The organism is Enterobacter chengduensis (assembly GCF_001984825.2).
GTDB lineage: Bacteria > Pseudomonadota > Gammaproteobacteria > Enterobacterales > Enterobacteriaceae > Enterobacter > Enterobacter chengduensis.
Window position 1 is genome coordinate 868,670 of sequence record NZ_CP043318.1, and the last position, 14,313, is coordinate 882,982.

The 14,313-nt window shown below is 53.5% G+C and carries 14 protein-coding genes; 7 read left to right on the forward strand and 7 right to left on the reverse strand.

What is annotated here, in order from left to right; all coding sequences use genetic code 11:
* Window positions 1–13: 13 nt before the first annotated feature.
* The 7 genes from FY206_RS04195 to leuL form a co-directional block, all read right to left on the reverse strand.
* Window positions 14–595, reverse strand: coding sequence for a cytochrome b/b6 domain-containing protein (locus tag FY206_RS04195; protein ID WP_032644051.1), 582 nt, complete (start codon window positions 593–595; stop codon window positions 14–16).
* Window positions 596–701: 106 nt separating this feature from the next.
* Window positions 702–1,592, reverse strand: a complete 891-nt coding sequence (locus FY206_RS04200) for a cation diffusion facilitator family transporter (RefSeq protein ID WP_032644052.1) — start codon at window positions 1,590–1,592, stop codon at window positions 702–704.
* A gap of 161 nt (window positions 1,593–1,753) precedes the next feature.
* A complete protein-coding gene (gene leuD / locus FY206_RS04205) occupies window positions 1,754–2,359 on the reverse strand; it encodes a 3-isopropylmalate dehydratase small subunit (RefSeq protein ID WP_032644053.1) in 606 nt (201 codons plus the stop codon).
* Between the two features lie 10 nt (window positions 2,360–2,369).
* Window positions 2,370–3,770, reverse strand: a complete 1,401-nt coding sequence (leuC, locus tag FY206_RS04210; protein WP_032644054.1) for a 3-isopropylmalate dehydratase large subunit — start codon at window positions 3,768–3,770, stop codon at window positions 2,370–2,372.
* Between the two features lie 2 nt (window positions 3,771–3,772).
* Window positions 3,773–4,864, reverse strand: a complete 1,092-nt coding sequence (gene leuB / locus FY206_RS04215; RefSeq protein WP_032644055.1) for a 3-isopropylmalate dehydrogenase — start codon at window positions 4,862–4,864, stop codon at window positions 3,773–3,775.
* Entirely contained in the window at window positions 4,864–6,435 is a 1,572-nt protein-coding gene (leuA, locus tag FY206_RS04220) for a 2-isopropylmalate synthase (protein WP_032644056.1), read from the reverse strand. The genes leuB and leuA overlap by 1 nt, the downstream gene beginning before the upstream one ends.
* Before the next feature lie 91 nt (window positions 6,436–6,526).
* Window positions 6,527–6,613 carry a leu operon leader peptide gene (gene leuL / locus FY206_RS25795; RefSeq protein ID WP_071530973.1) on the reverse strand — a complete coding sequence of 29 codons (87 nt, stop codon included), beginning with the start codon at window positions 6,611–6,613 and terminating at the stop codon, window positions 6,527–6,529.
* A gap of 588 nt (window positions 6,614–7,201) precedes the next feature.
* Here leuL and leuO point away from each other — a divergent pair.
* From leuO to ftsL, 7 genes are all read left to right on the forward strand, one after another.
* A complete protein-coding gene (gene leuO, locus FY206_RS04230) occupies window positions 7,202–8,164 on the forward strand; it encodes a transcriptional regulator LeuO (RefSeq protein WP_279238172.1) in 963 nt (320 codons plus the stop codon).
* 380 nt (window positions 8,165–8,544) lie between these two features.
* Complete coding sequence (gene ilvI / locus FY206_RS04235; protein ID WP_032644058.1) at window positions 8,545–10,269, forward strand: acetolactate synthase 3 large subunit; 1,725 nt, start codon at window positions 8,545–8,547, stop codon at window positions 10,267–10,269.
* A gap of 1 nt (window position 10,270) precedes the next feature.
* Window positions 10,271–10,762 carry an acetolactate synthase small subunit gene (ilvN, locus tag FY206_RS04240; RefSeq protein WP_023334498.1) on the forward strand — a complete coding sequence of 164 codons (492 nt, stop codon included), beginning with the start codon at window positions 10,271–10,273 and terminating at the stop codon, window positions 10,760–10,762.
* Between the two features lie 179 nt (window positions 10,763–10,941).
* Complete coding sequence (gene cra / locus FY206_RS04245) at window positions 10,942–11,949, forward strand: catabolite repressor/activator (protein WP_032644059.1); 1,008 nt, start codon at window positions 10,942–10,944, stop codon at window positions 11,947–11,949.
* Between the two features lie 599 nt (window positions 11,950–12,548).
* Entirely contained in the window at window positions 12,549–13,007 is a 459-nt protein-coding gene (mraZ, locus tag FY206_RS04250) for a division/cell wall cluster transcriptional repressor MraZ (RefSeq protein ID WP_032642561.1), read from the forward strand.
* Window positions 13,008–13,009: 2 nt separating this feature from the next.
* Window positions 13,010–13,951, forward strand: a complete 942-nt coding sequence (rsmH, locus tag FY206_RS04255; protein ID WP_021240527.1) for a 16S rRNA (cytosine(1402)-N(4))-methyltransferase RsmH — start codon at window positions 13,010–13,012, stop codon at window positions 13,949–13,951.
* Window positions 13,948–14,313, forward strand: coding sequence for a cell division protein FtsL (gene ftsL / locus FY206_RS04260; protein WP_008501989.1), 366 nt, complete (start codon window positions 13,948–13,950; stop codon window positions 14,311–14,313). The genes rsmH and ftsL overlap by 4 nt, the downstream gene beginning before the upstream one ends.

The following is a 14,313-nucleotide window of genomic DNA, read 5'->3' on the forward strand; positions in this document are numbered from 1 at the left end:
CTCTGCGAACCTTTTATTCGGAATACTGATATTTACGCTGCGCGCGTAGCGTCAGATACATATGAACAAGGCCCATGAAGCCGTGTGCCCAGAAATAGGTCTCAATAAAGACCGTCAGGAATTTATGCAAACCCAGGACGGATTCCGTGACGGGCGACACCGGACCGAGCGTGGCGTTCAGCACGAACCAGGCTGCCCCGCAGAGCGCCACGCCCAGCAGCGCCAGCACGCCAAGACCCTGCACCGTGGCCGCCATCCCGCCTGCATGCGCGTCGGGAAGCTGGCGCTGCGTCAGGGTACGAATATCGTCAACGATTCCGCGAAAATCCAGCGCCAGCCAGGCGAAGTAATACTTAAATCCGCGCTGGGTTAACATCCATGCCATCATGGCAATGCCGCAAAAAATTAAACCAAATCCGGAGATAACGTGGATCCAGGTAACAATTCCGTTCAGCCCGGATTCGTGGAGGGCTTCACTTTCGGTAAAATTTGAATTAATTATTTGCGCTAATACCAGCACGGCAACAACAATGTGCAGCACGCGAAGAAAAGGCGTTTCTTTATGGGGAAGCGTATCACGCAATGTTGGGCTCATCGCTTTTTACCTCAATAATGAGAGAGCTGATGCGATGCAGTGTGACGCAAATTAATTAACGAAACCTTAACTAGCGGGTGCGTCACACTCTATTTACGCGTTCCGGTTACTGGGCGGGGTCAATATGCGTCATGACGTTCAGCACATTAAAGTTTTGCATCACCTTGTTTCTGGCATTGACGGCAATCTGATGCCCTTCTTTTACGCTTAATTCGCCGTTCACTTCCAGATGAACATCGACGAGCGCTAAATCGCCCATCTTGCGTGTTTTTAAGTCATGGAGTCCGGTGACGCCTTCGGTTGAGAGCAGGCACGTTTTGATATCGTTTTCCAGCTCGGGTTCCAGCGAACGGTCCATCAGATCGTGCAGGGCATCAGCAGAGAATTTGTAACCCATATGGGCGATGAATATGCCGACAATCAGAGCCGCAACCAGGTCCATTGCGTGAAAACCCAGTAAATTTCCGGCAATACCAACAGCGACAACCACGGACGACGCGGCGTCAGAGCGGGCATGCCAGGCGTTGGCAATCAGCAGCGAGGACTGAATGCGTTTTCCCGTGGCGAACATGTATCTGAATAAACTTTCCTTCACCACCAGCGCCAGTATCGCCACCCACAAAGCGGCCCCTTTCACCAGCTGATGGGTCTCCGGGTGAAGCAGTTTATTGCCTGCGGACCACAGCATCCCAACGCCAACGAGCAGCAGAATAGCGCCAATAATGAGCTTCGCACCGTTTTCGAAACGCAGATGACCGTAATGGTGATCGAAATCAGAGGCTTTATGACTTTTTTTATTCGCAATCAGAACGACAAAATCAGAGGATAAATCGGAAAGAGAATGAATCCCATCAGCAATTAACCCTTGCGAGCCGGAAAATAATCCTGCAAGTATCTGAAAGCCGGTGAGTAAAATATTAATTATCACGCTCACTAATGTGCATTTATGTATTTCCCGCGAACGGAGGTGAGACTCATTGCCATTTTTCTTTTCCATGATGATTTCCGCTACAAGCTGATTGAGCGAGTATTCTGCGCAGGGAATATTAAATTGACATTAAATATAACGTCTTTATCCGCTTAATGTTGGAAGCAATGACAGTATGGGAGGGGACGAGCGTAAAGTGCGGCCTGCAGAGTGCACTGCAGGCCGGAGCGTTATTTCATAAATGCAGGTTGTTTTTGTTCGTAAGAGACAATCGCCGCGTCGTGCTGGAGAGTTAAGCCAATGCTGTCCAGACCGTTCAGCATGCAGTGACGGCGGAACGCGTCAATGCTGAAGCTGTAGGTCTTGTCCCCGGCTTTCACCACTTCCGCTTCCAGATCCACTTCAAACGCCATGCCCGGGTTCGCCTTAACCAGCGCAAACAGCTCATCGACCTGCTCATCGCTCAGCGTCACCGGCAGCAGCTGGTTGTTGAAGCTGTTGCCGTAAAAGATATCCGCAAAGCTTGGGGCGATGACCACTTTGAAGCCGTAGTCGGTGAGCGCCCACGGCGCGTGCTCGCGGGATGAACCGCAGCCAAAGTTTTCCCGCGCCAGCAGGATGGAGGCGCCTTTATATTCCGGGAAGTTCAGAACGAATTCGGGATTAGGCACTTCGCCTTTATCGTCCAGGAAACGCCAGTCGTTAAACAGGTGCGCGCCAAAACCGGTACGCGTCACCTTCTGCAAAAACTGCTTAGGAATGATCGCGTCCGTATCAACGTTAGCAGCGTCCAGCGGGACAACACGGCCCGTATGTTGGGTAAATTTCTCTGCCATGATTGTCTCCTTATTTCAGGCTGCGAATGTCGGCGAAATGGCCGGTAACGGCCGCAGCGGCGGCCATTGCCGGGCTGACCAGATGGGTACGCCCACCGCGGCCCTGACGGCCTTCAAAGTTACGGTTGCTGGTAGAGGCGCAGCGCTCACCCGGGTTCAGGCGATCGTTATTCATGGCCAGACACATAGAGCAGCCGGGCAGGCGCCACTCGAAGCCCGCGTCGATAAAGATCTTATCCAGACCTTCGGCTTCCGCCTGGGCTTTCACCGGGCCGGAGCCTGGAACCACCAGCGCCTGCACGCCGGGCGCCACCTTGCGGCCTTTGGCAATCTCTGCCGCCGCACGCAAATCTTCGATACGGGAGTTGGTGCAGGAACCGATAAAGACTTTATCAATGGCGACATCGGTCAACGGCACGCCGGGCTTCAGCCCCATGTAGGCCAGCGCTTTTTCCGCACTGGCGCGCTCGACCGGATCGGTAAAGGATGCCGGGTCAGGGATATTGTCGTTAACGGAAATCACCTGGCCCGGATTGGTGCCCCAGGTCACCTGAGGCGCAATCTCTTCTGCCTGCAGGGTGACAACGGTGTCAAAGGTCGCTCCGTCGTCCGTTTTCAGGGTTTTCCAGTACGCGACCGCGTCGTCAAAATCCTGGCCTTTCGGCGCGTGCAGACGGCCCTTCACATAGTTGAAGGTTGTTTCATCTGGCGCGACCAGACCGGCTTTGGCGCCCATCTCAATCGCCATGTTGCACAGGGTCATGCGACCCTCCATGCTCAGCGCCTGAATGGCGTCTCCGCAGAACTCAACAACATGACCGGTGCCGCCTGCGCTGCCGGTTTTACCGATGATGGCCAGCACGATGTCTTTTGCGGTAATACCCGGCGCGGCTTTACCCTTCACCTCAATCTTCATGGTTTTAGCGCGGCCCTGCTTCAGGGTCTGCGTCGCCAGCACGTGTTCCACTTCAGACGTGCCGATCCCGAACGCCAGGGCGCCAAACGCGCCGTGGGTTGCGGTATGGGAGTCGCCGCAGACGATGGTCATGCCCGGCAGGGTAATTCCCTGCTCTGGCCCCATCACGTGAACGATGCCCTGATACGGGTGGTTCAGGTCGTACAGCTCTACGCCAAACTCGTTGCAGTTCTTAATCAGCTCCTGCATCTGAATACGCGCCATCTCACCCGAGGCGTTAATGTCTTTGGTCTGGGTTGAAACGTTGTGATCCATCGTCGCGAAGGTTTTACCCGGCTGACGTACCGGACGCTTGTGCGCGCGCAGGCCGTCAAACGCCTGAGGAGAGGTCACTTCGTGTACCAGATGACGGTCAATGTACAGCAGCGGGGTTTCGTTTGGCGCCTCGTGGACAACGTGCGCGTCAAACAACTTTTCATATAAGGTTTTGGCCATGATTACACCCCTTCAGCGACATAGCGGGCAATGATGTCGCCCATTTCATCAGTACTGACAGCCGCCGTGCCGCGTGCTAAATCACCGGTACGGACGCCTTCTTCTAACGCGCGGTTAATGGCGTTTTCAATTGCGGTTGCTGCATCACCTGCATCCAGGCTGTAGCGCAGCAGCAGGGCCAGGGAGAGGATCTGCGCAATCGGGTTAGCGATGTTTTTACCTGCGATATCCGGGGCGGAACCGCCCGCGGGCTCATACAGGCCAAAGCCTTCTTCGTTCAGGCTCGCGGAGGGCAGCATGCCCATGGAGCCGGTGATCATCGCGCACTCGTCTGACAAAATGTCGCCGAACAGGTTGGAGCACAGCAGCACGTCAAACTGGGACGGATCCTTAATCAGCTGCATGGTTGCGTTGTCGATGTACATGTGCGACAGCGCGACGTCCGGGTACTGCTTAGCCACTTCGCTGACGATCTCGCGCCACAAAATGGACGACTGCAGCACGTTCGCTTTATCAATAGAAGTCACTTTATGACGGCGCTTGCGCGCAGACTCAAACGCGATATGGGCGATTCGTTCGATTTCGAAACGGTGATACACCTCGGTATCAAACGCTTTTTCATGCTGACCGCTGCCTTCGCGGCCCTTTGGCTGACCGAAATAGATCCCCCCGGTCAGTTCACGCACGCACAGAATGTCGAAACCGTTGGCGGCGATATCCGCGCGCAGCGGGCAGAACTCTTCCAGACCCTGGTACAGCTTCGCCGGACGCAGGTTGCTGAACAGCTTAAAATGCTTGCGCAGCGGCAGCAGCGCGCCGCGCTCTGGCTGCTCTGCCGGCGGCAGGTGCTCCCATTTTGGGCCGCCGACGGAGCCAAACAGCACGGCGTCGGCATGTTCGCAGCCTTCCACGGTCGCTTTTGGCAGCGGCGTACCGTGGTTATCAATCGCAATACCGCCCACATCGTAGTGGCTGGTGGTGATTTTCATCGCAAAACGCGAGCGAACGGCTTCCAGTACTTTCAGCGCCTGTGCCATCACTTCCGGGCCAATACCGTCGCCCGGCAACACAGCAATATGGTAATTCTTCGACATTACACGGTTTCCTTGTTGTTCTCTTTATTCTGAGCTTTGCGTTGCAACTCTTTTTCGACTTCGGCGGCGCGCCAGATGTTGTTCAGAACGTGCACCATCGCTTTTGCGGAGGATTCGACGATATCGGTCGCCAGGCCCACGCCGTGGAAACGACGACCGTTATAATTGACGACGATATCCACCTGACCCAGCGCATCTTTACCGTGGCCTTTGGCCGTCAGGTCATATTTCACCAGCTCAACGTCGTACTCGGTGACGCGGTTAATGGCCTGATAGATGGCATCGACGGGGCCGTTGCCGTTGGCTGCCTCTGCTTTAATGTCATCGCCGCAGGCCAGCTTGACCGAGGCGGTAGCGATGTCGCTGGAGCCGGACTGTACGTTGAAATAATCCAGACGGAAGTGCTCTGGCTCTTCCTGCTGCTTGTTAATAAAGGCCAGCGCTTCCAGGTCGTAGTCGAAGACCTGACCTTTTTTATCGGCCAGCTTCAGGAACGCGTCGTACAGCTGATCCATGTTGTAATCGCTGTCCTTATAACCCATCTCCTCCATGCGGTGCTTCACCGCCGCGCGGCCGGAGCGGGAGGTCAGGTTCAGCTGCACCTGATTCAGACCGATAGATTCCGGAGTCATGATTTCGTAGTTTTCGCGGTTCTTCAGCACGCCATCCTGGTGAATGCCGGAGGAGTGCGCGAAGGCGCCGGTGCCGACAATCGCTTTGTTAGCCGGAATGGGCATGTTGCAAATCTGGCTGACGGTCTGGCTGGTGCGCCAGATTTCGTTGTGATTGATGCGGGTGTGCACGTCCATAATGTCTTTGCGCACCTTAATCGCCATGATCACTTCTTCCAGCGAGCAGTTGCCCGCGCGTTCGCCGATACCGTTCATCGCGCCTTCCACCTGACGCGCGCCGGCGTGGACGGCGGCGATGGCATTGCCCACGGCCAGGCCCAAATCATCGTGGGTGTGGACGGAGATAATCGCCTTATCAATATTCGGTACGCGGTCATACAGGCCGGTGATAATGTTGGAGAACTCAAACGGCATGGTGTAGCCGACGGTGTCCGGGATGTTGATGGTTTTCGCGCCCGCGTTGATGGCGGCTTCTACCACGCGCGCCAGATCGTCGATTGGCGTACGGCCTGCATCTTCACAGGAGAATTCAACGTCATCGGTATAGTTGCGCGCACGCTTAACCATGTAGACCGCGCGCTCAATCACCTCATCCAGCGTGCTGCGCAGCTTGGTGGCGATGTGCATAGGCGAGGTGGCAATAAAGGTGTGGATACGGAACGCTTCGGCGACTTTCAGCGACTCGGCAGCAACGTCGATATCTTTCTCTACGCAGCGCGCCAGGGCACACACGCGGCTGTTTTTAATGGTGCGCGCGATAGTCTGGACGGATTCGAAATCACCCGGGGACGAGACCGGGAAACCGACTTCCATCACGTCGACACCCATACGTTCGAGAGCCAGCGCGATCTGCAGTTTCTCTTTTACACTCAGGCTTGCCTGCAATGCCTGTTCACCGTCACGTAAAGTAGTATCGAAAATAATGACTTGCTGGCTCATGGGTTAGGTCCTTGTCAGTCTTAGGGCGCCTTGCTACGAGCATAAAAAAACCCGCGCAGTGGCGCGGGTTTTTAGTCTTACTGGTGACGATTCAACGCTGAATTTCGCCCGCCAGTCTACCGCGCACAGTGGATGCGTTTAGTAGTAGTAGACCGGTGAAACGAATGGTGCGAATCATGAATCGTGCTCCGTTAAATTCAATATGCTTTTAGTGGTACTGGATACGGCCATTCATGTCAACCCCTGAGGATGAAAACGGGCCCGACAGACGGAATCGGCAGGGGATTTACTTTAGCTAATTGTGCTGGTTTTGGCTTTCCAGAACCGACGAATTGTCTAATTTTGGACTTAAGAAAAGAGTTGCAGAACGAATAAATATAATTGTTTAAAAATGCGTGAAATGTCTATAAAAGGACGCATTGTGTTTAAACGGTTTTGATATCATTGAGTTATAATTGCAGTGAATCTATTCCAGAATGCTGGAAAGCGAAGGGAGATAACAGGCTGTTAACTCACAGCAGGTCAATAGCGATAACAGTTTAATAATACTTAAGTCATCATTAACCTGCTGGCAATTGTATATTCGTCTGGTTTATGGTTTCATTTAAATCCTAAAGTCAAACATATCATTTGCGCTCATTAGATTTCGTTAATATAGAGTCTTTATATATTCCGAATTTTAAGTGATTCTCTTTCGCTGATCGTATTTGCATGATAAATCATATTTTCCGAGATTATTACCTTACGGTGGCAAAGGGAGTGTAGCGTGACAGTGGAGTCAGAAGTGCCAGAAAATAATATTAAACAACCTCAAGCTACTGATGGGATTAAACCGCAGTTACGCACGGTGGATCTTAATCTTCTGACGGTATTTGATGCTGTCATGCAGGAGCAAAATATCACCCGCGCAGCCCAGGCGTTGGGGATGTCACAACCTGCCGTGAGTAATGCCGTTGCCAGACTTAAAGTCATGTTTAACGACGAATTATTTGTTCGCTACGGAAGAGGGATCCAGCCTACGGCGCGTGCATTCCAGCTGTTCGGCTCTATCCGTCAGGCGCTGCAGTTGGTGCAAAATGAGCTGCCTGGATCGGGCTTTGAACCCTTAAGCAGCGAACGCGTATTCCATCTTTGTGTCTGTAGCCCCTTAGATAATTATTTAACGTCGGTGATTTATAATAAAGTTGAAGAGATCGCACCCAATATCAATCTGGTTTTTAAATCATCCCTGAATCAAAACACGGAACATCAGTTACGCTATCAGGAGATCGAATTCGTTCTCGGATATGAAGAGTTCCGTCGTCCAGAATTTTCCTGCGTGCCGCTGTTTAAAGATGAAATGGTTCTGGTCGCCAGTAAAAAGCATCCGCGCCTCAATTCTCCGCTGCGCGAAAGCGATGTTTATAACGAGCAGCACGCCGTTGTTGCACTCGACAGATATGCTTCCTTTAGCCTGCCGTGGTATGACACTGCGGATAAACAGGCGAGCGTAGCCTATCAGGGTATGGCCATGGTGAGCGTATTAAACGTGGTCTCCCAGACTCAGCTGGTAGCGATTGCGCCGCGCTGGCTGGCAGAAGAGTTTTCTGACCCTTTAAATCTGCAAATTTTGCCTCTGCCGCTCAAGCTAAATAGCCGTACCTGTTATCTTTCCTGGCACGAGGCGGCGGGCCGGGATAAAGGGCATCAGTGGATGGAGGAGCTGCTGGTGAGCATCTGCCGCCGGTAAACGCATCAGGATAAATTGCATTGGTTCATGCGATTTATCCTGAGTTCTTTTGCATAATTGCTATTTTGTTCTGCGATGTTTTTTTTCGGGCTGCTCTCCGGCGCGTAAAAATAGATGATTTCCTGCATTGTCGCGCTTTTCAGCGATGATTTATCACCCCATCCTCTCTTCCCAGAAGAAATAACCATATCTTCTGTTAACGGCTGCTTTTTCTGCTTTACGCACCGTTTATCTCCCCGGGTTTGCTAATTGCCTGCCTCATAACGAGCGGTTAAGGTAAAGAACACTCTGCAAAATATAAGATTGGTTTAGCCCAATCGTAAGACGGTGCGGAAATGAATTCGGCAGTCCGTCTATAACAAAATGCCTGGAGGCAAAGCATGGAGATGTTGTCTGGCGCGGAAATGGTCGTTCGGTCGCTGATCGATCAGGGCGTAAAGCAAGTGTTCGGCTACCCTGGCGGTGCGGTCCTCGATATTTATGATGCGCTGCATACGGTAGGGGGCATTGACCATGTTCTGGTGCGTCACGAGCAGGCGGCGGTACACATGGCTGACGGCCTGGCGCGTGCGACGGGTGAAGTGGGCGTAGTGTTAGTGACCTCCGGCCCCGGTGCTACAAACGCCATTACCGGCATTGCGACAGCGTATATGGACTCCATCCCGCTGGTGATCCTCTCCGGGCAGGTGGCAACCTCACTCATCGGCTACGATGCGTTCCAGGAGTGCGACATGGTCGGGATTTCGCGTCCCGTTGTGAAGCACAGCTTTCTGGTTAAGCAAACCGAAGACATTCCCGGCGTGCTGAAAAAAGCCTTCTGGCTGGCGGCAAGTGGACGCCCTGGACCGGTGGTGGTCGATCTGCCGAAAGATATCCTGAACCCGGCAAACAGGCTGCCCTACGTCTGGCCGGACTCGGTCAGCATGCGTTCTTACAACCCTACAACGCAGGGCCACAAAGGCCAGATCAAGCGGGCGCTGCAGACGCTGCTGGCCGCTAAAAAACCGGTGGTCTATGTCGGCGGTGGGGCAATCAATTCTGCGTGTGAGCCACAGCTTCGTGAGCTGATCGAAAAGCTTAACCTGCCTGTTGCGTCGTCACTGATGGGGCTCGGGGCGTTCCCCGCCACCCACCGTCAGGCGCTGGGCATGCTGGGTATGCACGGTACCTATGAAGCCAATATGACGATGCACCATTCCGATGTCATTTTTGCCGTCGGCGTGCGCTTTGACGATCGCACCACCAACAACCTGGCGAAGTATTGCCCTAACGCCACCGTGCTGCACATTGATATCGATCCTACGTCGATTTCAAAGACGGTGTCTGCCGATGTACCGATCGTCGGAGATGCCCGTCAGGTTCTGGAGCAAATGCTGGATCTGCTGACCCACGAAAGCACGTCTCAACCACTGGATGAGATCCGCGACTGGTGGCAGCAAATTGAACAGTGGCGCGCGCGTCAGTGCCTGAAATATGACGCGCAAAGTGAAAACATTAAGCCGCAGGCGGTCATTGAAGCGGTGTGGCGCCTGACGAAAGGTGAGGCGTATGTGACTTCAGACGTAGGCCAACACCAGATGTTTGCCGCCCTGTATTACCCATTTGATAAACCGCGACACTGGATCAACTCCGGAGGTTTAGGCACCATGGGCTTTGGCCTGCCCGCCGCGCTGGGCGTGAAGCTGGCGTTGCCGAATGAAACCGTCGTCTGCGTGACCGGTGATGGCAGCATTCAGATGAACATTCAGGAGCTGTCTACCGCGCTGCAATATGAACTGCCGGTGCTGGTGCTGAACCTGAATAATGGGTATCTCGGCATGGTGAAGCAGTGGCAGGATATGATCTACTCAGGCCGTCATTCCCAGTCCTACATGAAATCGCTGCCGGACTTTGTTCGTCTTGCTGAAGCTTACGGCCACGTAGGCATGCGGGTGGCCGATCCGGCTGAGCTGGAAGCGAAGCTCGCTCAGGCGCTTGAGCACGTTAAAAACAACCGCCTCGTCTTTATGGATGTGATTGTTGATGGGACCGAGCACGTTTATCCGATGCATATTCGTGGTGGTGGTATGGATGAAATGTGGTTAAGCAAAACGGAGAGAACCTGATATGCGCCGGATATTATCTGTTTTACTGGAAAACGAGTCTGGCGCACTGTCGCGCGTCATTGGCCTTTTTGCGCAGCGCGGCTATAACATTGAAAGCCTGACCGTTGCCCCGACGGAAGACCCGACGCTGTCGCGCATGACGATCCAAACCGTCGGCGATGCCAAAGTGCTTGAGCAGATTGAGAAGCAGCTGCATAAGCTGGTCGACGTGCTGCGCGTGAGCGAGCTGGGGCAGGGTGCTTACGTTGAGCGTGAAGTTATGCTGGTAAAAATTCAGGCCAGCGGCTACGGGCGTGATGAAGTCAAACGCAATGCGGACATTTTCCGCGGACAGATCATTGACGTCACGCCTTCTCTTTATACGGTTCAGCTGGCCGGGACAAGCGACAAGCTGGATGCTTTCCTCGCGTCCGTGCGGGATGTCGCAAAAATTGTTGAGGTCGCGAGATCGGGTGTTGTGGGCCTGTCACGCGGCGAGAAAATCATGCGTTAGTTGTCAAAAAGGTTCGCCTCTTTCTGCCCGGTCACCAAAGCCGGGCTTTTTTTTGCGTAATCAGCCGATAACGCAGATAAAAGCGGTTGCCGCGAAGGCTTTTCTGCGTTTAGATGTTAAAAGATTTAACCATAACCTTGACAGGGCCATGGACTCTTTTCTTTTTTTAAGGGGCAATTGTGAAACTGGATGAAATCGCCCGGCTAGCCGGCGTGTCACGAACAACGGCCAGCTATGTGATTAACGGTAAAGCAAAGCAGTACCGTGTCAGCGATAAGACCGTTGAAAAAGTTATGGCGGTGGTTCGTGAACATAACTACCATCCGAATGCTGTCGCTGCCGGCCTGCGCGCCGGGCGTACCCGCTCTATTGGTCTGGTGATCCCGGATCTGGAAAATACCAGCTATACCCGTATCGCCAACTATCTTGAACGTCAGGCGCGCCAGCGCGGCTATCAATTGCTGATCGCCTGCTCGGAAGACCAGCCCGACAACGAGATGCGCTGCATTGAGCATCTGCTTCAGCGTCAGGTGGATGCTATCATCGTGTCGACCTCCCTACCGCCCGAGCATCCTTTCTACCAGCGCTGGGCGAACGACGCGTTCCCTATCGTTGCGCTCGATCGCGCGCTCGATCGCGAGCATTTCACCAGCGTCGTGGGTGCGGATCAGGATGATGCAGAAATGCTGGCCGCAGAGCTGAGAACATTCCCCGCTGAAACGGTGCTGTATCTTGGCGCGCTGCCCGAGCTTTCCGTGAGCTTCCTGCGCGAGCAGGGATTCAGAACCGCCTGGAAAGACGATCCGCGCGAGGTTCACTACCTTTATGCCAATAGCTACGAGCGTGAAGCGGCCGCGCAGCTGTTCGAGAAATGGCTGGAGACGCATCCGATGCCTCAGGCGCTGTTCACCACCTCGTTTGCGCTCCTGCAGGGCGTCATGGATGTGACCTTGCGCCGTGAAGGTAAACTGCCGTCCGACCTGGCGATTGCCACGTTTGGGGATAACGAACTGCTCGATTTCCTCCAGTGCCCGGTGCTGGCGGTTGCCCAGCGTCACCGCGATGTGGCTGAACGCGTGCTTGAGATCGTGCTGGCAAGCCTGGATGAGCCGCGCAAACCGAAGCCGGGCCTGACGCGTATCAAACGTAATCTCTACCATCGCGGAATTTTAAGCCGCCAAAAATGAAACGACTGGGGCGGCGAAATCTGCCCCATTTTGTTGCGATATTTCGTGTAGATAATTCCCGGAGAGAAATTAGGATAATTCTTGCAGGATCGTAATCACCCATTTTCTTAATTCATTCTGGCTTTTAAATTGCCCATTTAAAGAACGTCTGGGTAATTTTAAGCGGCACTATTTGTATTATTTTGTTACAAACCCTCTTCGGGCGATGAATATTCAGACGTTTTTCCTCCGCCTTTGCCAGCTTACGCGCTAACCGCCGCGCTTACCGGGCGCCTGGGTGAATCTGGCGCTGTTATCCCCCGGGAATCTGTCATAAAATGCTGCCCGCGTCGCAAACTGACACTTTATATTTATCTGCGATGATATTGAGTGAGCCTTAACGCTAGTGTGCATATTCGGTTTTTTTCTTACAAATATTCATAACGTTAATTTTGCCTCGCCAGTTGTGCAGTTATTAACCAGGACTGTTTATCTCTGTAAATAGAGGGCTTTCGAGTCCTTATAGGGAGAGTCCTGGCTTGACAAGCTTTTCCCTCGCTCCGTAAACTCCTTTAGGTGGGAATTTGTGGGTTAAAGTGGTGAGGAGGGGTGTGACTGGCATGTTCCGTGGAGCTACGTTAGTCAATCTCGACAGTAAAGGGCGTTTATCGGTACCAACCCGATACCGCGACCGGCTGATTGAGAACGCTGCGGGTCAAATGGTTTGCACCATTGACATTAACTCCCCCTGCCTGCTGCTTTACCCCTTGCCCGAATGGGAAATTATTGAGCAAAAGCTGTCGCGACTGTCGAGCATGAACCCGCAGGAACGCCGCGTGCAGCGGCTGTTATTGGGACATGCCAGTGAATGTCAGATGGATAACGCAGGGCGATTACTGATTGCCCCTGTGTTACGGCAACATGCCGGTCTGACCAAAGAAGTGATGCTGGTCGGGCAGTTCAACAAGTTTGAGCTGTGGGATGAAACGACCTGGTATCAACAGGTCAAGGAAGATATCGACGCTGAGCAGTCTGATTCCGCGACATTATCGGAACGGCTGCAGGACTTGTCTCTATAAATATGATGGAAAATTATAAACATAAAACGGTGTTACTGGACGAGGCCGTGAACGGTCTGAACATTCGTCCGGATGGCATCTACATTGATGGCACGTTTGGTCGCGGTGGTCACTCGCGTTTGATTCTCTCCCAGCTTGGAGAGGAAGGGCGTCTGCTGGCAATCGATCGCGATCCGCAGGCTATTGCCGTTGCGCAGACCATCAATGACCCACGCTTTTCCATCGTGCATGGACCTTTCTCTGCGCTCGCGGATTACGTTGCCGAGCGCGGCCTGACGGGCAAGATCGACGGGATTCTTCTCGATCTTGGCGTCTCTTCACCCCAACTTGATGATGCTGAGCGCGGTTTCTCCTTTATGCGTGACGGTCCACTGGACATGCGCATGGATCCGACGCGCGGTCAGTCTGCCGCGGAGTGGTTACAGACCGCTGACGAAGCCGATATTGCATGGGTCATCAAAACGTTTGGCGAAGAGCGCTTTGGCAAACGTATTGCGCGCGCCATCGTTGAGCGCAATCGTATTGAGCCAATGACCCGCACCAAAGAGTTGGCCGAGGTGATCGCGGCGGCGACGCCGGTGAAGGATAAGCACAAACATCCCGCGACCCGTACCTTCCAGGCGGTTCGCATCTGGGTAAACAGTGAACTGGAGGAAATAGAGCTGGCGCTAAAAAGCTCGCTCGACGTGCTGGCCCCGGGTGGGCGGTTATCCATCATCAGCTTCCATTCGCTGGAAGACCGTATTGTGAAACGCTTTATGCGTGAACAAAGCCGCGGTCCACAGGTGCCAGCGGGGCTGCCGATGACGGAAGAACAACTCAGGAAGCTGGGTGGCCGTCAGTTGCGAGCATTAGGCAAGTTGATGCCGGGCGAAGAAGAAGTGGCAGAGAATCCACGCGCCCGTAGTTCAGTGCTGCGTGTTGCAGAGAGGACGAACGCATGATCGGCAGAGTGACAGAGACCCTAAGCAAAGTTAAGGATTCGTTAGGAAGCAACGAGCGCCATGCCTTGCCTGGCGTGATCGGCGACGATCTTTTGCGGTTTGGGAAACTGCCACTCTGTCTGTTCATTTGCATCATTGTCACGGCAGTGACGGTGGTGACCACCGCTCACCACACACGTTTATTGACTGCGCAACGCGAGCAGATGGTACTGGAACGCGATGCGCTGGATATTGAATGGCGAAATCTGATCCTTGAAGAAAACGCGCTCGGCGATCACAGCCGGGTTGAACGGATCGCAACGGAGAAGCTGCAGCTGCAGCATGTTGATCCTTCACAGGAAAATATCGTAGTACAAAAATAA

Bases quoted from the DNA above. Each gene is read 5' to 3' on its own strand.
- leuB (WP_032644055.1), bottom strand. From the start codon at position 4,864: ATGTCGAAGAATTACCATATTGCTGTGTTGCCGGGCGACGGTATTGGC.
- FY206_RS04195 (WP_032644051.1), bottom strand. From the start codon at position 595: ATGAGCCCAACATTGCGTGATACGCTTCCCCATAAAGAAACGCCTTTT.
- FY206_RS04200 (WP_032644052.1), bottom strand. From the start codon at position 1,592: ATGGAAAAGAAAAATGGCAATGAGTCTCACCTCCGTTCGCGGGAAATA.
- leuC (WP_032644054.1), bottom strand. From the start codon at position 3,770: ATGGCCAAAACCTTATATGAAAAGTTGTTTGACGCGCACGTTGTCCAC.
- leuD (WP_032644053.1), bottom strand. From the start codon at position 2,359: ATGGCAGAGAAATTTACCCAACATACGGGCCGTGTTGTCCCGCTGGAC.
- ilvI (WP_032644058.1), top strand. From the start codon at position 8,545: ATGGAGATGTTGTCTGGCGCGGAAATGGTCGTTCGGTCGCTGATCGAT.
- ftsL (WP_008501989.1), top strand. From the start codon at position 13,948: ATGATCGGCAGAGTGACAGAGACCCTAAGCAAAGTTAAGGATTCGTTA.
- rsmH (WP_021240527.1), top strand. From the start codon at position 13,010: ATGATGGAAAATTATAAACATAAAACGGTGTTACTGGACGAGGCCGTG.
- leuL (WP_071530973.1), bottom strand. From the start codon at position 6,613: ATGATTCGCACCATTCGTTTCACCGGTCTACTACTACTAAACGCATCC.
- mraZ (WP_032642561.1), top strand. From the start codon at position 12,549: ATGTTCCGTGGAGCTACGTTAGTCAATCTCGACAGTAAAGGGCGTTTA.
- ilvN (WP_023334498.1), top strand. From the start codon at position 10,271: ATGCGCCGGATATTATCTGTTTTACTGGAAAACGAGTCTGGCGCACTG.
- leuA (WP_032644056.1), bottom strand. From the start codon at position 6,435: ATGAGCCAGCAAGTCATTATTTTCGATACTACTTTACGTGACGGTGAA.